This window comes from Mycolicibacterium austroafricanum (assembly GCF_000612725.1).
GTDB lineage: Bacteria > Actinomycetota > Actinomycetes > Mycobacteriales > Mycobacteriaceae > Mycobacterium > Mycobacterium austroafricanum.
Genome location: NZ_HG964450.1, coordinates 544,213 through 563,903, shown reverse-complemented (window position 1 = coordinate 563,903; position 19,691 = coordinate 544,213). Strand labels below are relative to the sequence as shown.

Annotated in this window: 23 protein-coding genes; 10 read left to right on the top strand and 13 right to left on the bottom strand. The window is 68.2% G+C overall.

The features are described from left to right. Positions 1-32 precede the first annotated feature (32 nt). A complete protein-coding gene (locus tag BN976_RS02770) occupies positions 33-605 on the top strand; it encodes a TetR/AcrR family transcriptional regulator (RefSeq protein ID WP_036369042.1) in 573 nt (190 codons plus the stop codon). Between the two features lie 181 nt (positions 606-786). Next, positions 787-2,412, top strand: a complete 1,626-nt coding sequence (groL, locus tag BN976_RS02765) for a chaperonin GroEL (protein WP_036367696.1) — start codon at positions 787-789, stop codon at positions 2,410-2,412. 69 nt (positions 2,413-2,481) lie between these two features. On the opposite strand, the gene BN976_RS02760 is transcribed toward groL, so the two are convergent. Continuing rightward, on the bottom strand, positions 2,482-2,856 hold the full coding sequence (locus BN976_RS02760; protein WP_036367695.1) for a pyridoxamine 5'-phosphate oxidase family protein: 375 nt from the start codon (positions 2,854-2,856) through the stop codon (positions 2,482-2,484). An 11-nt stretch (positions 2,857-2,867) separates the two neighbouring features. Next, on the bottom strand, positions 2,868-4,595 hold the full coding sequence (locus tag BN976_RS02755; RefSeq protein WP_036367694.1) for an N-acyl-D-amino-acid deacylase family protein: 1,728 nt from the start codon (positions 4,593-4,595) through the stop codon (positions 2,868-2,870). A 22-nt stretch (positions 4,596-4,617) separates the two neighbouring features. Here BN976_RS02755 and BN976_RS02750 point away from each other — a divergent pair, with 22 nt between their 5' ends. From BN976_RS02750 to BN976_RS02725, 6 genes are read left to right on the top strand one after another with little or no spacing between them, the layout of a single operon-like run. After that, positions 4,618-4,995 (top strand): VOC family protein, encoded by a 378-nt coding sequence (locus BN976_RS02750; RefSeq protein ID WP_036369040.1) that lies wholly within the window; start codon positions 4,618-4,620, stop codon positions 4,993-4,995. A 10-nt stretch (positions 4,996-5,005) separates the two neighbouring features. Then, complete coding sequence (locus BN976_RS02745; protein ID WP_036369038.1) at positions 5,006-5,518, top strand: mycothiol transferase; 513 nt, start codon at positions 5,006-5,008, stop codon at positions 5,516-5,518. Positions 5,519-5,562: 44 nt separating this feature from the next. After that, on the top strand, positions 5,563-6,090 hold the full coding sequence (locus BN976_RS02740) for a phosphatase PAP2 family protein (protein WP_109489530.1): 528 nt from the start codon (positions 5,563-5,565) through the stop codon (positions 6,088-6,090). 10 nt (positions 6,091-6,100) lie between these two features. Beyond that, complete coding sequence (locus BN976_RS02735; RefSeq protein ID WP_036369036.1) at positions 6,101-7,630, top strand: aldehyde dehydrogenase family protein; 1,530 nt, start codon at positions 6,101-6,103, stop codon at positions 7,628-7,630. A 60-nt stretch (positions 7,631-7,690) separates the two neighbouring features. Beyond that, complete coding sequence (gene ppk2, locus BN976_RS02730; RefSeq protein WP_036367691.1) at positions 7,691-8,548, top strand: polyphosphate kinase 2; 858 nt, start codon at positions 7,691-7,693, stop codon at positions 8,546-8,548. A 49-nt stretch (positions 8,549-8,597) separates the two neighbouring features. Beyond that, positions 8,598-9,452, top strand: a complete 855-nt coding sequence (locus BN976_RS02725; protein ID WP_036367689.1) for a hypothetical protein — start codon at positions 8,598-8,600, stop codon at positions 9,450-9,452. A 76-nt stretch (positions 9,453-9,528) separates the two neighbouring features. Here BN976_RS02725 and BN976_RS02720 read toward each other — a convergent pair whose 3' ends face one another. The 3 genes from BN976_RS02720 to BN976_RS02710 are packed head-to-tail and all read right to left on the bottom strand — an operon-like array spanning position 9,529 to position 11,863. Continuing rightward, on the bottom strand, positions 9,529-10,284 hold the full coding sequence (locus tag BN976_RS02720; RefSeq protein WP_011778048.1) for an Rv2686c family ABC transporter permease subunit: 756 nt from the start codon (positions 10,282-10,284) through the stop codon (positions 9,529-9,531). Continuing rightward, a complete protein-coding gene (locus tag BN976_RS02715; protein ID WP_011778049.1) occupies positions 10,284-10,994 on the bottom strand; it encodes a fluoroquinolone export ABC transporter permease subunit in 711 nt (236 codons plus the stop codon). Before BN976_RS02715 ends, BN976_RS02720 begins: the two co-directional genes overlap by 1 nt. Continuing rightward, the gene (locus tag BN976_RS02710) at positions 10,991-11,863 is read right to left on the bottom strand and encodes an ABC transporter ATP-binding protein (RefSeq protein WP_011778050.1); all 873 of its coding nucleotides are present in this window, start codon (positions 11,861-11,863) and stop codon (positions 10,991-10,993) included. The genes BN976_RS02715 and BN976_RS02710 overlap by 4 nt, the downstream gene beginning before the upstream one ends. A 147-nt stretch (positions 11,864-12,010) precedes the next feature. Here BN976_RS02710 and BN976_RS02705 point away from each other — a divergent pair, with 147 nt between their 5' ends. Continuing rightward, the gene (locus BN976_RS02705) at positions 12,011-12,454 is read left to right on the top strand and encodes a GbsR/MarR family transcriptional regulator (protein ID WP_036369031.1); all 444 of its coding nucleotides are present in this window, start codon (positions 12,011-12,013) and stop codon (positions 12,452-12,454) included. A gap of 7 nt (positions 12,455-12,461) precedes the next feature. On the opposite strand, the gene BN976_RS02700 is transcribed toward BN976_RS02705, so the two are convergent. The 8 genes from BN976_RS02700 to BN976_RS02665 form a co-directional block, all read right to left on the bottom strand. Continuing rightward, positions 12,462-13,061 (bottom strand): TetR/AcrR family transcriptional regulator, encoded by a 600-nt coding sequence (locus BN976_RS02700; protein WP_011778052.1) that lies wholly within the window; start codon positions 13,059-13,061, stop codon positions 12,462-12,464. Then, positions 13,058-14,560, bottom strand: a complete 1,503-nt coding sequence (locus tag BN976_RS02695; protein WP_109489529.1) for an FAD-dependent oxidoreductase — start codon at positions 14,558-14,560, stop codon at positions 13,058-13,060. Before BN976_RS02695 ends, BN976_RS02700 begins: the two co-directional genes overlap by 4 nt. Positions 14,561-14,599: 39 nt before the next feature. Continuing rightward, positions 14,600-15,502 (bottom strand): crotonase/enoyl-CoA hydratase family protein, encoded by a 903-nt coding sequence (locus BN976_RS02690; protein ID WP_011778054.1) that lies wholly within the window; start codon positions 15,500-15,502, stop codon positions 14,600-14,602. Positions 15,503-15,504: 2 nt separating this feature from the next. Further along, positions 15,505-15,747: an anti-sigma factor family protein gene (locus BN976_RS02685; protein WP_011778055.1), complete on the bottom strand. Its 243-nt coding sequence runs from the start codon at positions 15,745-15,747 to the stop codon at positions 15,505-15,507. Then, the gene (locus tag BN976_RS02680) at positions 15,744-16,379 is read right to left on the bottom strand and encodes an RNA polymerase sigma factor (RefSeq protein ID WP_036369028.1); all 636 of its coding nucleotides are present in this window, start codon (positions 16,377-16,379) and stop codon (positions 15,744-15,746) included. Before BN976_RS02680 ends, BN976_RS02685 begins: the two co-directional genes overlap by 4 nt. Positions 16,380-16,410: 31 nt before the next feature. Beyond that, on the bottom strand, positions 16,411-16,899 hold the full coding sequence (locus tag BN976_RS02675) for a YkgB family protein (RefSeq protein WP_084182225.1): 489 nt from the start codon (positions 16,897-16,899) through the stop codon (positions 16,411-16,413). A gap of 73 nt (positions 16,900-16,972) precedes the next feature. Then, on the bottom strand, positions 16,973-17,290 hold the full coding sequence (locus BN976_RS02670) for a hypothetical protein (RefSeq protein ID WP_011778058.1): 318 nt from the start codon (positions 17,288-17,290) through the stop codon (positions 16,973-16,975). A 1-nt stretch (position 17,291) separates the two neighbouring features. Beyond that, entirely contained in the window at positions 17,292-19,322 is a 2,031-nt protein-coding gene (locus BN976_RS02665; protein ID WP_036369021.1) for a prolyl oligopeptidase family serine peptidase, read from the bottom strand. Between the two features lie 28 nt (positions 19,323-19,350). Here BN976_RS02665 and BN976_RS02660 point away from each other — a divergent pair, with 28 nt between their 5' ends. After that, positions 19,351-19,638 (top strand): ribosomal protein L7/L12, encoded by a 288-nt coding sequence (locus BN976_RS02660; protein WP_011778060.1) that lies wholly within the window; start codon positions 19,351-19,353, stop codon positions 19,636-19,638. Positions 19,639-19,691: the final 53 nt, after the last annotated feature.

Genomic DNA, 19,691 nt, shown 5'->3' with positions numbered 1-19,691 from the left:
CGCCCCGCTTAGTGTTCGCCAGGAGGGAAATCGTGACCCGACCACTACGGGCCGACGCGGCGCGCAACAGGGCGAGGGTCTTAGAGGTCGCCTACGACACCTTCGCCGCGGAGGGGCTGGGCGTCCCGATCGACGAGATCGCGCGGCGGGCGGAGGTCGGCGCCGGCACGGTCTACCGGCACTTCCCGACGAAGCAGGCGCTCGTCGTCGCAGTCGCCGAGGACCGCGTGCGCCGCATCGTCGACCATGCGCGAACCCTGCTGAAGACCGAAGGTCCTGGTGAGGCACTCTTTGTGTTCCTGCAGGACATGGTGCGCAGTGCCGCGGCGGATCACGGTCTGGTCGACGCGCTGGTCGGGTACGGCCTCGATCTGGAGGTTGCGGCGCCGGGCGCCGAGGCGGCGTTCCTGGCGGCGCTCGGCGAACTCCTGGCCGCGGCCCAACGCGCGGGCACCGTCCGCGCCGACGTCGACGTCGCGGTGATCAAGGCGCTCCTGGTGGTGTGCAAGGTGCCGCAATTCCACGACGGCTCGGTGTACGGCAAGGTGTCCGAGCGGGTGGTGCGGGTCATCGAGGACGGCCTGAGGGTTCCCGGGAAGGTGTGACCCAACCTTGCACTCGCCCAGGTCGAGTGCTAAGAATGCAGTTGGCACTCGCGACCAGTGAGTGCTAGGTCGGGCCGGTGAGGCCGGGGCCGCATCTGCGAGCACAGCCCTGGTCGTCCGTCGCGGGCATCGATTCCGACCGACAAGACGTGCATCCCCAATCCGGAGGAAACACTTCGCAATGGCCAAGACAATTGCGTATGACGAAGAGGCTCGTCGCGGCCTCGAGCGGGGCCTCAACGCCCTCGCCGACGCGGTAAAGGTGACGCTGGGCCCCAAGGGTCGCAACGTCGTCCTGGAGAAGAAGTGGGGCGCTCCCACGATCACCAACGATGGTGTGTCCATCGCCAAGGAGATCGAGCTGGAGGATCCCTACGAGAAGATCGGCGCTGAGCTGGTCAAGGAAGTTGCCAAGAAGACTGACGACGTCGCCGGCGACGGCACCACCACCGCCACCGTGCTCGCACAGGCGCTGGTCCGTGAGGGCCTGCGTAACGTGGCCGCCGGGGCCAACCCGCTCGGCCTCAAGCGCGGCATCGAGAAGGCCGTCGAGAAGGTCACCGAGACGCTGTTGAAGTCGGCCAAAGAGGTCGAGACCAAGGAGCAGATCGCTGCCACCGCCGCGATCTCGGCCGGCGACACCCAGATCGGCGAGCTCATCGCCGAGGCCATGGACAAGGTCGGCAACGAGGGTGTCATCACCGTCGAGGAGAGCAACACCTTCGGCCTGCAGCTCGAGCTCACCGAGGGTATGCGCTTCGACAAGGGCTACATCTCGGGTTACTTCGTGACCGACGCCGAGCGCCAGGAAGCCGTCCTCGAGGATCCCTACATCCTGCTGGTCAGCTCCAAGGTGTCGACCGTCAAGGATCTGCTCCCGCTGCTGGAGAAGGTCATCCAGGCCGGCAAGCCGCTGCTGATCATCGCCGAGGACGTCGAGGGCGAGGCCCTGTCGACCCTGGTGGTCAACAAGATCCGCGGCACCTTCAAGTCCGTGGCCGTCAAGGCTCCGGGCTTCGGTGACCGCCGCAAGGCCATGCTGCAGGACATCGCGATCCTGACCGGTGGCCAGGTTGTCAGCGAAGAGGTCGGTCTGTCCCTGGAGACCGCCGACGTCGCGCTGCTGGGCACCGCCCGCAAGGTCGTCGTGACCAAGGACGAGACCACCATCGTCGAGGGCGCCGGTGACTCCGACGCCATCGCCGGCCGGGTGGCCCAGATCCGTGCCGAGATCGAGAACAGCGACTCCGACTACGACCGCGAGAAGCTGCAGGAGCGCCTGGCCAAGCTGGCCGGCGGTGTTGCGGTGATCAAGGCCGGCGCTGCCACCGAGGTGGAGCTCAAGGAGCGCAAGCACCGCATCGAGGACGCCGTTCGCAACGCGAAGGCGGCCGTCGAGGAGGGCATCGTCGCCGGTGGCGGCGTCGCGCTGCTGCAGTCGGCTCCCGCTCTGGAGGAGCTCAAGCTCACCGGTGACGAGGCGACCGGCGCCAACATCGTGCGCGTCGCGCTGTCGGCTCCGCTCAAGCAGATCGCCTTCAACGGTGGTCTGGAGCCCGGTGTGGTCGCCGAGAAGGTCACCAACCTGCCCGCGGGTCACGGCCTCAACGCCGCGACCGGCGAGTACGAGGACCTGCTCAAGGCCGGCGTCGCCGACCCGGTGAAGGTCACCCGCTCGGCGCTGCAGAACGCAGCGTCCATCGCGGCCCTGTTCCTCACCACCGAGGCAGTCGTCGCCGACAAGCCGGAGAAGGCCGCCGCACCCGCCGGCGACCCGACCGGTGGCATGGGCGGCATGGACTTCTAAGTCCCTGTACCGAGGAAGCCCGGCGTTGCGTCAAGCAGCGCCGGGCTTTTTCGTGTCGTGCGCGGGAACCTACCCGTGGAGCGGGATGCAGTCGTCGCCGCAGCCGGATGCGGACGGCGGCGAGTCCGGTCCCGGCTTGCGGTGCAGCACCGCGCCGCCGGGCTGCACGCGTAAGCCGTTGCCGTCGCTCTCCGCGCGGCCGTCGATGATCAGCGTGTACCCGCCCGGCTCGCGCGGCGGCCAGACCAGCGTGACGTCGGGGTGCGCTGCGGCGTTCGCGCCGGTGCGGGTGCCGACAGACGCGATGAGCAAGCCGCCGCCGCTCAGCACCGGGTCCACGGCGACGGTGTGTGCGCGGTGGTCGTCACCGACGGTGACGAGGTAGGCGAAGGAGAAGTCGCCGAGTGTCTCGGCGAGCCGGTCGAGATCCACTTTGACGCTCATGTCGCGAGATCTCAGGCCGACGCGGGGGCGGGCTGTCGGCCCCGGATGAGCTTTCCCGGGCGGGCCGCGGTGGGTTGGCCGTTCTCGGCGATCACCTCTCCGGAGACGATCGTCGCGACGTAGCCGTCCGCGGTCTGGTCGAGGCGCCGCCCACCGGCGGGCAGATCGTTGACGATGACCGGTTTGTGCAGCGTCAGCGCGTCGGCATCGATGACGTTGAGATCGGCCTTGTAGCCCACCGCGATCCGGCCGCGGTCGGCAAGCCCGGCCACCCGGGCGGGGACCGAGGTCAGCTCGCGCACCGCGTCCTGGACCGACAACCGACCTGTGGCGCGGTCGCGTACCCAGTGGGTCAGCATGTAGGTGGGGAAGCTTGCGTCGCAGATCATTCCGTAGTGGGCGCCGCCGTCGCCGAGACCGAGCACCACGTCGTCGCGGCGGATCAGCTCGGCGACGGTCTCCAGGGATCCGTCGCGGAAGTTGGCCAGCGTGACCAGAAGCATGGCGTGCCCGTCCTCGTCGAGGAGCCGGTCGTAGGCCTCCTCGAGCGGGCTGACACCGCGGGCCTGGGCCCGGGCACCGATCGAATCCGACGGTGACGGTTCGTAATTCGGCGGCTCGCCGAGGGGGAACATGTAGTTCCAGGCCTGCGCGGCGAACATCAGCGGGTGTCCGTCCGATTCCGGCTTGTCGTTCAGGATACGTTCCCGCACTTCGGGTTTGCGCATCTCGGCCACCCGCTCGGCCAGGGGCAGCGATGCGATCTCGCGGTACGAGGGGTACATCACGAACGGGTTGCCGGACAGGTCCAAACCGAGCATCAGCCCGATGGGCCGCGGAAAGATCTGGGCGCTGATCCGGCCGCCGTTCTGATTGGCCTTCTCCACCATCCGCAATGCGTCGAGGAAGAACGGGTCGCCGGCGTTGCCGATCGCCAGCGTGAACGTCACCGGCAGCCCGACCTCGGCGGCCACGTCGAACACCGTCTGCAGCACCGGCTCGTAGTCGCCGGCCACCAGGTCCGGCACGAACTGGATCAGCCCACCGCCGGCGTCGTCGACACCGCGGGCGATCGCCTCGATCTCGGCGCGATCGGCGTCGTAGCTCGGGATCGGCTTGCCACTTTCGGTCTTGTGCAACGTGAACCGCGACGACGCGAACCCCAGCGCGCCGGCAGCCACCGCCTCGGCGGCCAGCTTGCGCATCATCGCCAGGTCCTCGGGGCCGGCGGGCTCACGGTCGACCCCGCGTCGGCCCATCACGTAGACCCGCAGCGGCGAATGCGGCAGGAACGCCGCCACATCAATGTCTCGTTGTCCCGATCCAACGGCGTCGAGGAACTCCGGGAACGTCTCCCAGTGCCACGGCAGACCGTCGACCATCACCACACCGGGGATGTCCTCGACACCGGCCATCACGTCGACCAGCACGTCGTGGTCGGCGGGCCGGCACGGCGCGAAGCCGACCCCGCAGTTGCCCATCACGGCGGTGGTGACGCCGTGCGCCGAGGACGGCGTGAGCCGGTCCGACCAGATCGCCTGTCCGTCGTAATGGGTGTGCAGATCCACGAAACCGGGCGTGACGAGCAGCCCGTCCGCGTCGATCTCGCGGGTGCCGGCCGCGTCCACGGTGCCCACCGAGACGATCACGCCATCCCGGACGGCGACGTCCCCGGTGAACGGCTCGCCGCCGAGGCCGTCGACGATGGTGCCCCCGCGAATCACAAGGTCATATGTCATACCCCGAATGTACGGTGATCCCATGATCGACCACTTCGGAATCAACTGCGCGGACTGGGAGACGTCGAAAGCGTTCTACGACAAGGTTCTCGGCGTGCTGGGTTATACGCGGCAGATGGATTTTCAGGTCGCGGTCGGGTACGGCGTCGACGGCAAACCCGACTTCTGGATCGCCGACATGAGCACCGGCGACGCCTCCGGCCCCAACCGCGAGGTCCATATCGCGTTCCAGGCTGCCGGTGTCGACGCCGTGCAGGCCTTCTACGACGCCGCGCTCGAAGCCGGTGCGGAGTCGCTGCACGCACCCCGGTTGTGGCCCGAGTATCACCCGGGCTACTACGGGGCGTTCGTTCGCGATCCCGACGGCAACAACGTCGAAGCCGTCTTCCACGGGGCGTAGCTTGGCGGACATGGCCGAAATAGATGCCGCCCGCGAACTGCTGCGGGATTCGTTCACCCGCCTGATCGAGCACGTGGACGATCTCACCGAGAACCTGACCGACGAGGTGGCCTACTACCGGCCGACACCGCAGGCCAACACGATCGCGTGGCTGATCTGGCACAGCGCCCGCATCCAGGACGCCCAGCTGTGCGACATCGCCGGCATCGAGCAGGTGTGGTTCCGGGACGGTTGGGTCGACAGGTTCGCCCTGGACCTGCCCCGTGATGCGCACGGCTACGGGCACACCCCCGAGGAGGTGGCGAAGGTGCGCGCGTCGGCGCAACTGCTCGCCGGCTACTACCACGCGGTGCACAAGCTGTCCCTGGAGTACGTGGCCTCGGTGTCGGCCGACGAACTCGCCAGGGTTGTCGACGAGCGCTGGACGCCGCCCGTGACGGCGAGCGTGCGGCTGGTCAGCATCATCGACGACGCTGCCCAGCATCTGGGCCAGGCGGCCTACATCCGGGGGCTCGTGCGCTGAGGTCGCTGATCCGGTGGTGGCCGCCCGTCGGGCTGGCCTCGCTCGTGCTGCTGGGCCTTGCCGTCGGTCAAGGTTCGACGCCGGTTGACGACTGGTTCCAGGAGCTCGGCAAGCGCCACCCGGACCTCGGGCGGCTGCTGGTGTTCACCGACAGCCGGGTGGTCGTCGCGGCGTATGTGGCGGTCGTCGCGGCGGCCCTCCTCCGGCGTCGGTGGCGGCTCGCGGCGATCGCGGCGGTGACACCGGTGGTGGCGGTCGCGGCGGCCCGGTTCGGCAAGCGCGCGTTCGGCCGGTTGAAGGACGGCGAAGTGTGCTTTCCCAGCGGGCACACCACGGTGACGGTCGTCGTGCTGGCGATGGCGGTGCTATTGGTGGGCGCCGCGGCCTGGGCCGTGGTCGGGGCGGCGGTGATCACGGTTCTCGCGGTCGTCGGGCAGGCCGTCTCCTACCACTACTTCACCGACGCGATCGGGGCGCTGCTGCTCGGAACCGCACTGGTGTGCGCCGCCGTGTCGGCGGCCAAAATTGACAGGCGTCAACCCAGGTGCGAGCTGGGTCACAAAAATCGTTAGCATGGGGTTCATGACAGCGACGTCTGACGTGCAGCCCACCCATACCTTCACCGGCACCGGAACCATCAAGAACCCGGCCACCGGAGCCGTCGCGGGCGAGGTGCGCTGGACCGACCCCGCGGACGTGGCCCGGCTGGCGGCCGGCCTGCGCACCGCGCAGCGGGAATGGGAGACCCGCGGCCCCAACGGGCGCGCGAAGGTGCTGGCCCGCTACGCGGTATGGCTCGGGGAGCACCGCGACGAGATCGAGCGGCTGCTCATCGCCGAGACCGGGAAATCGGCCGCCGACGCGGCCCAGGAAGTGCCGCTGATCATCATGATCACGTCCTACTACGTCAGGACCATGGCCAAAGCGCTGGCGCCGGAAACCCGGCCGGCATCGCTGCCGTTCCTGTCGATCAAGAAGATCACCGTGCACTACCGGCCCCGCCCCGTCGTCGGGATCATCGCGCCGTGGAACTACCCGGTCGCCAATGCGCTGATGGACGCCATCGGAGCGCTCGCCGCGGGCTGCGCGGTGTTGCTCAAGCCGTCCGAGCGCACCCCGCTGACCGCCGAACTGCTGTTGCGCGGCTGGCTGGATTCCGGGGGTCCCGACGTGCTGGCGCTGGCCCAGGGGGCGCGTGAGGTGTCCGAGGCCGTCATCGACCATTCCGACTACATCCAGTTCACCGGCTCCAGCGCGACCGGGGTGAAGGTGATGGAGCGCGCGGCGCGCAGGTTGACGCCGGTCAGCCTCGAGCTCGGGGGCAAAGACCCGATGATCGTGCTCGAAGACGCCGACGTCGACCTCGCCGCCCACGCCGCGGTGTGGGGCGCGATGTTCAACGCCGGGCAGACCTGCGTGTCGGTCGAGCGGGTGTATGTGCTCGAGCAGGTCTACGACCAGTTCGTCGCCGCGGTGGTGCGTGACGTCGAAAACCTCAAGATGGGGGCGGGGGAGGGCAACGCGTTCGGCGCGCTGATCGACGACAGCCAGGTCGATATCACCGCACGCCATGTCGAGGATGCCCTGGCCAAGGGTGCCAGGGCGCTGACCGGAGGCAAACGCGGTTCCGGCCCGGGCAGCTTCTACGAGCCGACGGTGCTCGTCGACGTCGACCACTCGATGGCGTGCATGACCGAGGAGACGTTCGGCCCCACCCTGCCGATCATGAAGGTCTCCTCGGTCGAGGAGGCGGTCCGGCTGGCCAACGACAGCCCGTACGGACTCTCGGCGGCCGTCTTCTCCAGGGATGTCGATCGGGCGAATGCCGTTGCGCTGCAATTGGATTGTGGGGGAGTCAACATCAACGACGTGATCTCCAACCTGATGTGCACCACCGCCCCGATGGGAGGCTGGAAATCGTCGGGGATCGGTGCGCGGTTCGGCGGGCCCGAAGGCCTGCGAAAGTTCTGCCGAATCGAGACGGTGGTCAGTCCACGCACGAACCTCGGAGCGGGCGGCAACTACTACAACAACTCGATGCGCGCGCTGAAGCGGATGAACAAGCTGATGACCAAGCTCGCGTTGATCCGGCCGCGACGCGTGGCGAAGTAACGCACCTGCTGTTCACCGGCGCGTCACCGTCCGGTACGAGGCGGTCGGTAGCTTGCGCCGGTGACCCTGGACATCTCCGGATATACCGTCGTCGACGACGACGATGACGACCCGGTGCTGCTGATCCAGCCCAGCGGCGAGGTCGTCGACACCTGGCGTGAGAACTACCCGTACGACGAGCGGATGACCCGGCCCGACTACGAGGAGCAGAAGCGGCTGCTGCAGATCGAGTTGTTGAAGCTGCAGAAGTGGAGCCAGTCGCACGGGCACCGGCACGTCATCGTGTTCGAGGGGCGCGACGCGGCCGGTAAGGGCGGCACCATCAAGCGGTTCATGGAGCACCTCAATCCCCGCGGCGCGCGGGTGGTGGCGTTGGAGAAACCCACGGAGAAGGAACGCACCCAGTGGTACTTCCAGCGGTACGTCGAGCATCTGCCGTCGGCCGGTGAGATGGTGCTGTTCGACCGGTCCTGGTACAACCGGGCCGGTGTCGAACGGGTGATGGGTTTCTGTACGCCCAAACAGCATGCCGAATTCATCAGGCAGGTACCGCTTTTCGAACAGATGCTGGTCAACGACGGCGTCAGCCTGACCAAGTTGTGGTTCTCGGTGACGGCCTCCGAGCAGCGCACCCGCTTCACGATCCGTCAGGTGGACCCCGTGCGGCAGTGGAAGCTCTCACCGACCGACCTGGCCTCGTTGGACAAGTGGGACGACTACACCGCGGCCAAGGAGGACATGTTCGCCTGGACGGACACCGAGGTGGCGCCGTGGACCGTGGTCAAGAGCAACGACAAGAAGCGCGCCCGCATCAACGCGATGCGCCACGTGCTGAGTAAGTTCGACTACGACAACAAGGACCACGACGTCGTGGGCCGGCCCGATCCGCTCATCGTGGGGCGCGCACTTTCCGACTGACCGGACAAATCGGGCGGCGACCTGGAGCAGGAGACAGGAGGACGCGCCCGTGCGCTTTTTCGCCGCGCTGCTGCTGTGGCTGCTCACGACGATCGCGCTGGCCGCCGCCGTCCCCGCGGTGTGGGCCCAGACGCACATCGTCGGCGAGGACGGCTACGCCGGCCTGGCCGACTCGGCAGCCAGGGACGGTCGGTTGCAGGTGGCGATGGCCGCCGAGCTGACCACCCAGGTCGTCTCGCTGGCCGCCGACAACGGATACTCGCTCAACCCCGAGCTGGTCCGGCAGGTGGCGGAGTCCTACACCCGCAACGAAGGGTTCCCGGGCCAGTTCGCGCAGGCCAACCGCATCGCGCACAGGTGGATGTTCACCGGTGCGGTGCCCAGTGGGAACTCGACCGACGAGTGGCTCATCGACGTCGCGCCGATGTTGGCGGACCCGTCGTTCTCGGCCACCCTCGGCACCCTGGATCTGCAGGTTCCTCCGACGCTGACGGTGCCGATCACGGTGGATGCACCCGAGTTGCAGCCCGGCAAGCTGCGCCCGCTGGCGACCTGGGGCCCGTGGGTCAGCATCGGCGCCGCCGTCGTCACCGGCCTGCTCGCGTTGTTGACGCTGGCCGCGGCCAGGTCACGTGGCAAAGTGCTGACCGCGCTTGGTGTTTCGGCGCTGCTGGTGGGCGCCGCGGGATGGGCGGCGATCGAGGTCGGTGGCCGCTTCGTGGACGCCGGTCTCGACCGGACGGCCGGCAACATCCGGACGGTGGCCGAGGTCATGGTCGCTTCGGCCGAGGCCAGCCTGCACCAGTGGCTGAACTACACGCTGATCGCCGGCGGCGCGCTGGTGCTGCTCGGCGTCACCGCCGCGGTGTTGGGCAGCGTGCTGCGAGGACCTGACCGGGCCTGACGCCGCCTGCCCGCCGAAATTGCATTCCAGCAGGTCCTCACTCGAAATTTCGCTGCCTGCGTGCAATCTCGGCGGGTCAGGTGTTCTTGGCGACGAACCGGCGCAGCAGCGGCCAGCCCGCGGCGGCGTTGAAGACGACGCCGCCGATCAGGTACGGCCACCAGGTGCCGTTTGCGCAGGCAACCCAGAATGCCTTGGCCGCCCAGTACGGCGGAAGCACGCCGAACGCCAGGTTCCACGCGGAGTCGACGAACCAGGGCAGGCAGGGTATTCCGGCGATGAGCAGGCCCAGCAACCGCAGCATCGCGATCCCCTGCACCTTGTTGCTCGCCACCGCGACGATCAGCAACATCGTCACCACCGACGACAGCCCGGCGACCATCCCGATCGGGATCAGCGGCCACACCACCGAAGACGGCAGCAGCCCGGTCAACGGGATCGTCACCGCCACATAGGCAGTGGTGACGGCGACGACGGTGGCGGCCCGGTAGCCGAAGAAACTCGCCAACGTCACCGGGGTGACGCGCAGCGCCGTCAGCGTGCCCGCGTCGATCTCGTCGAGCACCAGAAACGCCGCCAGGCCACCGACGATGATGATGCTGGTCAGCAGCAGCAGTCCGGTGACCACCAGCGGGTAGTAGGGCACCAGATCGAAGTCGTAGCGCTGCGCCAGTGCGACCGACAACCGCGGCACCACAACCGCGGTGCCAATGGTCCAGATCGCCGGGGCCAGCACCAACATCACCAGCAGCGGGTCCCGATAGGTGCCACGAAGGTCGTTGCGGCCGAACGCTGCCCACGCCCGAAGTCGTGGTGTCATCGATACGCTCATCACGCCACCCCCGACCGTTCGACGACGTAGCGGCCGAACATGACCCTGGCCAGCCGGTAGAGCCCCGCGGCGCAGATCAGCGGGTACAGCACGGCGTAGCCGACCTGCCATGGTGCGAGGCTGACCTGGTCGAAGACTGCGAGGAACATCAGCAGCGGGCCCTGGGTCGGAACCAGGTAAAACGCCGGGTTGGTCCAGACGCCGAGCATGTACATCACCGGCAGCGACAGGATCAGCAGCGGCACCACCGTGGAGAGGAACCAGTCGCTGACCGAGTCGAACGGCAGCGCCGAGATGAAGCCCACCAGCAGCATCACCAGGGTGCCGAGCACCACACCCGCCACCAGAAATCCCGGGCGGAAGTCGGTGCCGTGCGTCGCCAGCGTCACCACCACTGCGATGAACAGCGAAACACCGGTGAGCACAAGAATTTTGACGGAAAGGTACTCGATGAACCGTAGGGGGCTGCAGATGACGGCGCCGAGCGTGCGTTCCTGCTTCTCGAAGAACACCGCGCCGCCGATGAAGAAGAAGCCGACGATGGTGATATCGCCGATCAACACGTAGGGCTCGACAATGCTGCGCAGGTGTTGCGGCATCGGCAGCAGCACCACCAGCCACAGCATCCCGGAGATCACCGCGGCGTGAACGAACCGCTGCCGCACCTGCAGGGTGGCCTCCAGGCGCAGCGCACTGACCCACCGCTTCATGCCAGGCTCCTGCCGGTGACGTCGACGAACACCTCGTCGAGGCTGGCCTCGCGGCTGTGGATGGTCTCCACATGGTGGTCGCGCAGCACGGTGCGGAACTCGGGGTCGTCGGCCAGACCGTCCATCGGGAACTCGGTGGTCTGCAACGTGCCCTGGGCACTGCGGTATTCGACGCGGACCAGGCGACGGCTACGGGCGATCTTGAGTTCTGCCGGTGCGTCGAGGGCGACGATGCGGCCGTCGACGACGAAGGCGACGCGGTCGCAGAGCTCGTCGGCGGTGGCCATGTCGTGGGTCGTGAGGAACACGGTGCGGCCCCGGGCCTTCAGGTCCAGGATGATGTCCTTGATACGGCGGGCGTTGACCGGGTCGAGTCCGGATGTCGGCTCGTCGAGGAACAACAGCTCCGGGTCGTTGACCAGCGACCGGGCGAATGTCAGCCGCATCTGCATTCCCTTGGAGTACTTGGCGACTCGGGTGTCTGCCGCATCGGTGAGGCCGACGTCGTCGAGGAGGCTTCGCGGGTCGGGGCCGGCGCTGTCGTAGAGCGAGGCGAAGAACTGCAGGTTCTCGGCGCCGGTCAGCTTGAGGTAGTGGTTGGGCAGTTCGAAGGACACCCCGATGCGCTGGTAGTACCGCGGTCCCCAGTCGAGCGGATCTCGCCCCCAGACCAGCGCCTGGCCGCCGTGCCCGCGCAGCAGCCCGATCAGCAGCTTCTGCGTGGTGGACTTGCCCGCCCCGCTGGGGCCGAGGAATCCGAAGATCTCGCCTCGGCCCACGGCGAAATCCATTCCCCGCACTGCGGGTTCGGCGGTCTTCGGATAGGTGTACGTCAGGTCGCGGACGTCGATGACGGATTCGGTGTTCATGGTGTCTGTGTCAACCTTCGCTGGGCAGCCGGATACGTGTTTCCGACCAGACTTCCCGGAGCACCGCGACCGACTGTACTAAACTTTCAGAAATTATTGAAGACCAGTTATCTGCAGGAGGTTTCGTCGGTGGCTCCCTCGCCGAAGGTGCATGACGCCGCGGAGCGACTCGCACTTGTTCTCGCAGGACACGGGCTGCAGCGCATGACTGCGCGGGTGCTTGCTGCGCTGTTGTTCTCCGAGCAGCCCAGTGTGACGATGGCCGAGTTGGCCGACGATCTGCAGGCCAGTGCCGGGTCGATCTCGGGCGCGTTGAAGACGCTGACGGCGGTCGGGCTGGCCGAGCGCGTGCCGGCACCGAGTAGCCGCCGTGACCATTTCCGGCTCCGGCCCGACGCGTGGGCGATGCTGTACACCGGTCAGAATCAGACCATCGCGGCGTTCATGGACGCTGCCGACGCCGGGATCGCGGTGACCGGCCGTACAAGCCTGGCGCGGCAGCGTCTGGTCGAGATGCGGGACTTCTACGCTTTCCTGATGGCCGAGATCCCGGCAGTGCTGGAACGCTGGCACGCCCGGCGCGACACGTAGCACCCGGTCAGTCCGGTAGCAGCCCGACCTGTCGGTACACCTCGCGGAGATAGCGCCGCATCTCGTCGACGTCGGGCGGGTCGGGCTGCAGCACGCGGTACGTCACCGCGCCGACCATCATGTCGATCGCCACGTCGGGGTTCGCGTCGGCGGCAACGGTGCCCAGCTCACGTGCCCGCTCCAGCAGCGCGGCCGCCAGCCGCCGCCGCGGCAGGATGTAGCGGCGCCAGTACGTGGCCATCAGCTCCGGATGGCTCACGGCCGAGCCGAACACCCGGGCGACCAGCGCACGGTACTGCGGCGTGGTGGTCGCGACGGCGGCCCCCTCGATCGCAGCCTCGACGAGTTCGTAGGGCGACTCGGTGGCGATGGCCTCCGGTGACGCCCACCCGGTTTCGGCGACGACCAGTGTCTCCATCGCCGCCGAGATCAGCTCTTCCTTGGTGGCCCACCGGCGGTAGATCGTCGGCTTGCCGACTCCCGCCTTTCTGGCGATCTGCTCCATGCTGGTGCCCTCGACGCCGCGTTCGATGAACAGCTCGAGTCCGGCGCGCAGGATCGCCACATCGGCGCCGGCGTCCCGCGGGCGGCCGCGGGACGCCGTCATCGCGCGTTGCCGGTGGTCAATGCCCTTGTGAGCCAGAGGTTTACGCCGTCGGCGTCGCCGGCGTCGCCACGCCAGGCAAGGTGGCCGTCCGGCCGGATCAGCATCGCCTCGTCCCCGTCGAAGGTCAGGGGTTCGACGAAGTCGCCCAAATGGCGGCGGGCCACGTCGGCGCACCCGGCCGGCGCGTCGGGCGGCGCCAGCAGCGCCCAGCGCCCGCTCAGTTCGTGGTGCAGCAGCGACGGGGTGCCGTCGGGCCGCACGCACGCCACGTCGGGGATCCGGTCACCCGCCCGCGGCTTGGGCCCGCGACCGCCCAGTGGTCCTTTGCGGTAGCTCACCCACAACTGGGACGCGGTGTAGGTCGTCCACCGCTGCACCGGCGCGAGACCGAACACCTTCGGCGCTACCCGGTCCCGCAGAAACCGGCCGACCGGGTTGCCCGCGATGTTCACCCGTGTCGCCGCGCTGGTGCCGCGCAGCACCTCGGTGGCCAGCGGCCGGCGCTCGGCCTCGTAGGTGTCGACGAACGGGTCGGCGGCCAGGCCGCGGGTGACCAGCGCGAGCTTGAAGGCCAGGTTCTCGGCGTCGCCTATGCCGGTGAGCATGCCCTGACCGCCGAACGGTGCGTGGGCGTGGGCGGCGTCACCGGCGATCAGGATCCGGCCCTGCCGGTATCGGTCGGCCAACCTGCGGTGCACCGTGAACACCGACAGCCACTCCGGGTCACCGACGTGCACCCGGCGTCCGCTGCGTTGCGGGATGACCTGCCGCATCCGCTCCAGAATCTCACTCTCGGCGGGCTTCTCGGTGTGACCGGGGTCGTAGGCGAACACCCGCCACAGATCGTGGGCCCCGCTGCTGTCGGGCATCGGCATCGCGCCGAGCAGGCCGCCGGGATGGATCCAGCCGGTGGTGCCGCCGCGGTCGAGGTCCCAGTCCAGGTGCAGGTCGGCCAGCAGCCATCGTTCGGTCAGCTTGACGCCGGGAAACCCGATCCCGGCCAGCTTGCGGGTGGTACTGGCGGTGCCGTCGCAGCCGACGAGCCACCGGGCCTCGACGCTGGTCCCGTCGTCGAGTTCGGCGACGACGGTGTCGTCGTTGCGGTGCAGTGCGGCCAGCCCGTTACCCCACTGCGGCTCTGCGCCGAGATCGGCCAGCCGGGACCGCAGCGAGGCCTCGACCTTGGCCTGCGAGATCACCATCGGTGGTGCCGCGGTGCGCATGCGGGGGTCGCCGAACTCCAGTGTCACCAGCGGGCGGTCGCCCAGGTAGTTGGTGATGCGCATGGCTCGCAGCGACTCGTCGGGCAGGGTGCCCAGCGCGCCGATCCGGCCCAGCACCTCCGAGCCGCGGGCATGCAGGAAGTTCGCCCGCGATGTCGTCGCCGGGCCTGCGGCGCGGTCGACCACCTGCACGGTCAGGCCGTGCAACCGCAGCGCACACGCCAGCGTCAGACCCGTGGGCCCCGCGCCCACCACGACGACGTCGGTGTCGGTCATGGCACCGACAATAACGAAACGGAGCCGTAACGGAAAGGGTCAGGGCTCGATGACGTGCGACGGGTCGGGCCGGCGATGCGGCGGCGCCTGGCTGTAGTCACCCCACGGACCGTCGCGCTGCTCGACCGCGGCCCGGACCCCGTCGGCGGCCGCGGTGTCGATGAACCCCAACGCGTCGGGGGTGTTGCGCATCAGCCCGTCGAGGATGCCGCCGAGCGTCTGGGTCGAGGCCAGCCCCATGTTCTCGAAAGCCTGGTTGACGATCAGCTTCTGCGCCTGGAGCTGCGACAGCGGAATGCCCGCCAACTTCTGCGCAACCTCGGCCACCCGTGCCTCAAGCTGCTCGAACGGCACCGACTCGTTGATGAGTTCGACTGCGGCGGCTTCCTTTCCGGTCAACGGCTCGCCGGTCAGCGAATGCCATTTCACCTTCGCCAGCGAGAGCCGGTAGATCCACATGCCCGTCAGGTACGCACCCCACATCCGCGCGTACGGGGTGCCGATGACGGCGTCGTCGCTGGCGATGACGATGTCGGCGCACAACGCGTAGTCGCTGGCGCCGCCCACGCACCAGCCGTGCACCTGCGCGATCACCGGCTTGGACGCCCGCCAGATCGCCATGAACTTCTGCGTCGGCCCGGTCTCGCGGGCGCTGACCATCGCGAAATCCTTGCCCGGGTCCCACCGCCCGTCGGTGTTCATGGCTTCGCCCCAGTGCGCGAAGCCGCCACCGAAGTCGTAGCCGCCCGAGAACGCGCGCCCCGCACCACGCAGCACGATGACCTTCACCTGCGGGTCCCGTTCGGCCAGACCGACTGCGGCCTCGATCTCGTCGGGCATGGGCGGGACGATGGTGTTCAGCTGTTCGGGCCGGTTCAGCGTGATGGTCGCGACAGCGGAATCGGCCCGGTACAGGAGGGTCTCGAACTCGGGTTCCGGCACGGCTACCTCCAATTCTTGAACGCGTCGAGCAGCTTGTCCCGGAAGGCCGGGTCGATCGCGTCCTCGGAGACCCTGCCCAACGTCGCCACGGTGGTGCGGAACTGCTGCAGATAGTTGGCGCAGCCGTCACACCCGAGCAGGTGTTCGTCGAAGCGCGCCCGGGTGTGCAGGTCGAGTGTGCCGTCGAGGTAGTCGGTGACCAACTCCACGAGTTCGTTGCAGTCGAGGGGTTGTTCGGTGTTCACACCGGCTCCTTCAGGTAGTTCTCCAGCGCCTGCCGCACCGCGGCCCGGCCTCGGTGCAGGAGCACCCGCTGGTTGGCCGGGCTGAGATCCAGCATGCGGCTCACCTCGGCCGAGTCCATGTCGAGCACATCGCGCATGGTGACCACCAGGCGTTGGCGCTCCGGAAGCTTGGCCAGTTCCCGTCGGGTGACCGCCAACAGCTCGCCGCCGAGCACCGACCCTTCCGGAGTATCCGGAAACGGCGACGGAACCTCGTCGGCTTTCCAGTGACCGGGCCAGGGATCGTCGCTGTCGCGGAACCGCTTCGGATCCACCGTGCCGCCGGTGTAGGCGGCGATCTGGACGTCGGCGTCGGTGCGGTCGCGCAGGCCGCGGGTCTTGGCGATGTTGATCATCACGGTGAAAAGCCATGTGCGCAAAGAGGATCGGCCTTCGAAACGGTCGATTCCCTTCAGTAGTGCGATCCACGTCTCCTGCACCACTTCTTCGGCGACCTCGTGGCTGGCCACGTATCCGCGGGCCACCCGCAGCATCGCGGGGGTGTGCTGATCGACCAGGCGGGCGAACGCGACCTCATCGCGCGCCCGGAGGGCGGCGATGAGGTCGGCCTCGTCGGCTGACGTGGTGGTCATCTCGGCGAGATGGTAGCCCGTCACGGCGGGGTCAGGGCCGGGAACTTCTGATCGCGTCGGCCAGCGTCCACACGGAGATGCCGAGCAGCGCGACGTCTTTGACGAGAAACTGCCCGGTCGACGACAGCACGGGGAAACCGCCTGCCGAGGCCTCGAACACTCCCGGGGTGGTCACCAGGAAACTCAGCGTGGCGACGAAAAGTCCGACGGCGATCACAGAGCCGATGATCGACAGCTTGGGCCACCACGGCTTGACCGCGATCAGCAGCGCCGCAGTCAGCTCCAGCACGCCGAGCAGTGCAGAGAACGTGGTGACGGAGAAGATGTCGTAGGCCCAGCTCATGAACGGGCTTTCCGACACCAGCGGCGCGATGCCGTTTGCCTCGTATTCGGTGAACTTCAGCGCGCCGATCCAGGCGATGACGACGACAAGTCCGTAACGGGCCAGTGCACCGCCCGCGCTCTCCAGGCGGGACACGGGCAACCGGTCGATGACGGTGTGGCGGCTCAAGGTGGTCATGAGGTTCCTCTCGACGGGCCGCGCTGCGGGTGGCGCGGTGATCACGTCGTAGTGGGGAGAAGAACCTCGGGCGTTACACGCCGGCCGGCGGATCCGGTTCGCGGTTCGGCTCGTAGGCGGAATAGATCTTCCCGCCGACCTTGATGTGGGGAGTGCGGGAATACGCCCACCCCGTCATCAGGATCATCGCGGCGGCGGCGAATGCGATCGCGCTCTGCACGTCCGGCAGGCCGCCGAGGAACAGCAGCACCACACCGACCGCGGTTCCCGCCCAGTAGATGCGACGCTTGACCGCGCGCGCGGGACGGGCCGGCGTATCCCATCCCGGCACGACGGCGCCGAGGACGAGCGCGAGCGCGCCGGCACCCAGCAGCCACCACGACATGGCCATCTCAGTTTCCGTTCAGCGTGCGGTGCAGGAACTCGTAGATGAGCGCGGACCGGAACGCGATCTGAGGGTTGTCGGACGCTCCCGCGTGACCGCCCTCGATGTTCTCGTAGTACCGCACCGGATGCCCGGCCGCCTCCAGCGCCGCCGTCATCTTCCTCGCGTGACCAGGGTGCACCCGGTCGTCGCGGGTGGAGGTGGTGATCAGCACCGGTGGATAGCGCCGGTCGGCGGAGATGTTCTGGTACGGCGAATATTCGGAGATGAACGCCCAGTCGTCGGGGTTGTCCGGATCTCCGTACTCGGCCACCCAGGACGCGCCGGCCAGCAGCAGGTGGAAGCGTTTCATGTCGAGCAGCGGCACACTGCACACCAGCGCTCCGAACAGCTCGGGGTATTTGGTGAGCATGATGCCCATCAACAGGCCGCCGTTGCTGCCGCCCTGCGCACCCAGCTGCTCGACGGTGGTGATCCCACGCGCCACCAGATCTCTTGCGACAGAAGCGAAATCCTCGGCCACCAGGTGCCGCCCCTCTCGCATGGCCTGGGTGTGCCATGTCGGTCCGTATTCGCCGCCGCCGCGGATGTTGGCCAGCACGTAGGTGCCGCCGCGGGCCAGCCACAACCGGCCCAGCACGCCGTCGTAGCCCGGGGTGCGGGCCACCTCGAATCCGCCGTACCCGCCCAGCAGCGTGGGTCCGGGACCTTGGCGGTGCCGGTGGCCGACCACGAAGTACGGGACCCGGGTTCCGTCGTCGGAGGTGGCGAAGTACTGCGACACCTCGAGGTCGGCGGAGTCGAAGAACGACGGCGCCTGCTTGATCTCGCTCAGCGGTCCGCCGGCCGTGCCGTGCAGGAGTCGCGACGGGGTGTCGAAACCGGAAGAGTCCAGGAAGATCTCGTCACCGAGGGGGTCCGCCGCGGCGATCGTGGTGTTCGTGTTCTGCGGCAGGTCGGCCACCGGTTCGGCAGTCCACGTCCCGGGTGTGTAGACCTGCACCCGGCTGGCCACGTCAGCCAGCGTGACGACGACCAGGCGGTCGCGGGTCCAGGCGTAGTGGTGCAGGCAGGTGTGCGCGTCAGGGGTGAACACCACCTGCACTTCGCCCCTGCCGTCGAGGAACTCCTCGTAGTCTGCGGCCAGCAGCGATCCGGCGGGATAATTCTGGAATCGGTAGCTCCAGTCGGTGCGCAGTTCGATGAGCAGCCACTGCCGGTGGATCGAGATGCTGGCATCGGTGGGGGTGTCGATGCGGATCAGCTCGCCGTCGCGCAGCTCGTAGACCTGCTCGTTGAAGAAGTCCAGGGCGCGGCTGACCAGCGTGCGTTCGAATCCCTCGGTGCGGTCCCGGGAACCGGCCACCACCACGTCCGATTCGGAACCGCTGAACACGGTCTCGGCCTCGGCGAGCGGCTGCCCGCGCCGCCACCGCTTCACCAGACGGGGATATCCCGATTCGGTCAGCGATCCCTCGCCGAAGTCGGTGCCGACCAGCAGCGTGTCGGCGTCCTCCCACGAGACCTGCGACTTGGCCTCGGACAGCTCGAACCCGCCGGTGACGAATTCCCGTGTCCGCAGGTCGAATTCCCTCACCACGGCGGCGTCGGAGCCGCCGCGCGACAGGCTGATCAGCGCCAGCGAATGGTCCGGTTCGATGACGTCGGCGCCGGCCCACACCCAGTTCTGACCGTCAGCCCGGGCCAGCTCATCGACGTCGATGATGACGTCCCAGGCCGGCTTCTCGGTCAGGTAGCTCTCCAGCGTGGTGCGCCGCCACAGCCCCTTGGGGTTGGTCGCGTCGCGCCAGAAGTTGTAGAGGTGGTCACCCCGGCGCCGGACGTACGGAATCCGCGCGTCGGTGTCGAGCACCTCCAGCGCGTCGGCGCGCATCTGCTCGAAGCGTTCACCGCCGAGGTCGGCCACCGTCGGGTCGTTGTGCTTACGCACCCAGGCCAGCGCATCGTCGCCGGTGACCTCCTCCAGCCACAGGTAGGGATCGGTCTGCTTGCTGTCGGTGTCGGTCACGCCCACCATTCTGCGCAATGCGCCATACTCGCCCAGCATGGGACTCTTCGGACGGTCCGACAATGTCGACGATGTCGATGACGGCGGGTTGCGCCGCCGGGTCGACGACCTGGAACGCCGCGTCGCGGCACTGGAGTGGGCGCTGCGCGGCGCGGGCGCACAAACCGAGGCGGCGCCGGCCGCCACCGGAGGCGGTGGCTGGCAGGTCAGTCCCGAGGTCGTGCAGTTGGCCCTTGCCGGTAAGAAGATCCAGGCCATCAAGCTGCTGCGGGAGCAGACCGGCCTGGGCCTCAAGGAGTCCAAGGACATCGTCGACAACCTGTGATTTCGGCGTGTTCGGTTGCGACAGCCGCTACCGAACACGCCGAAACCACCAGC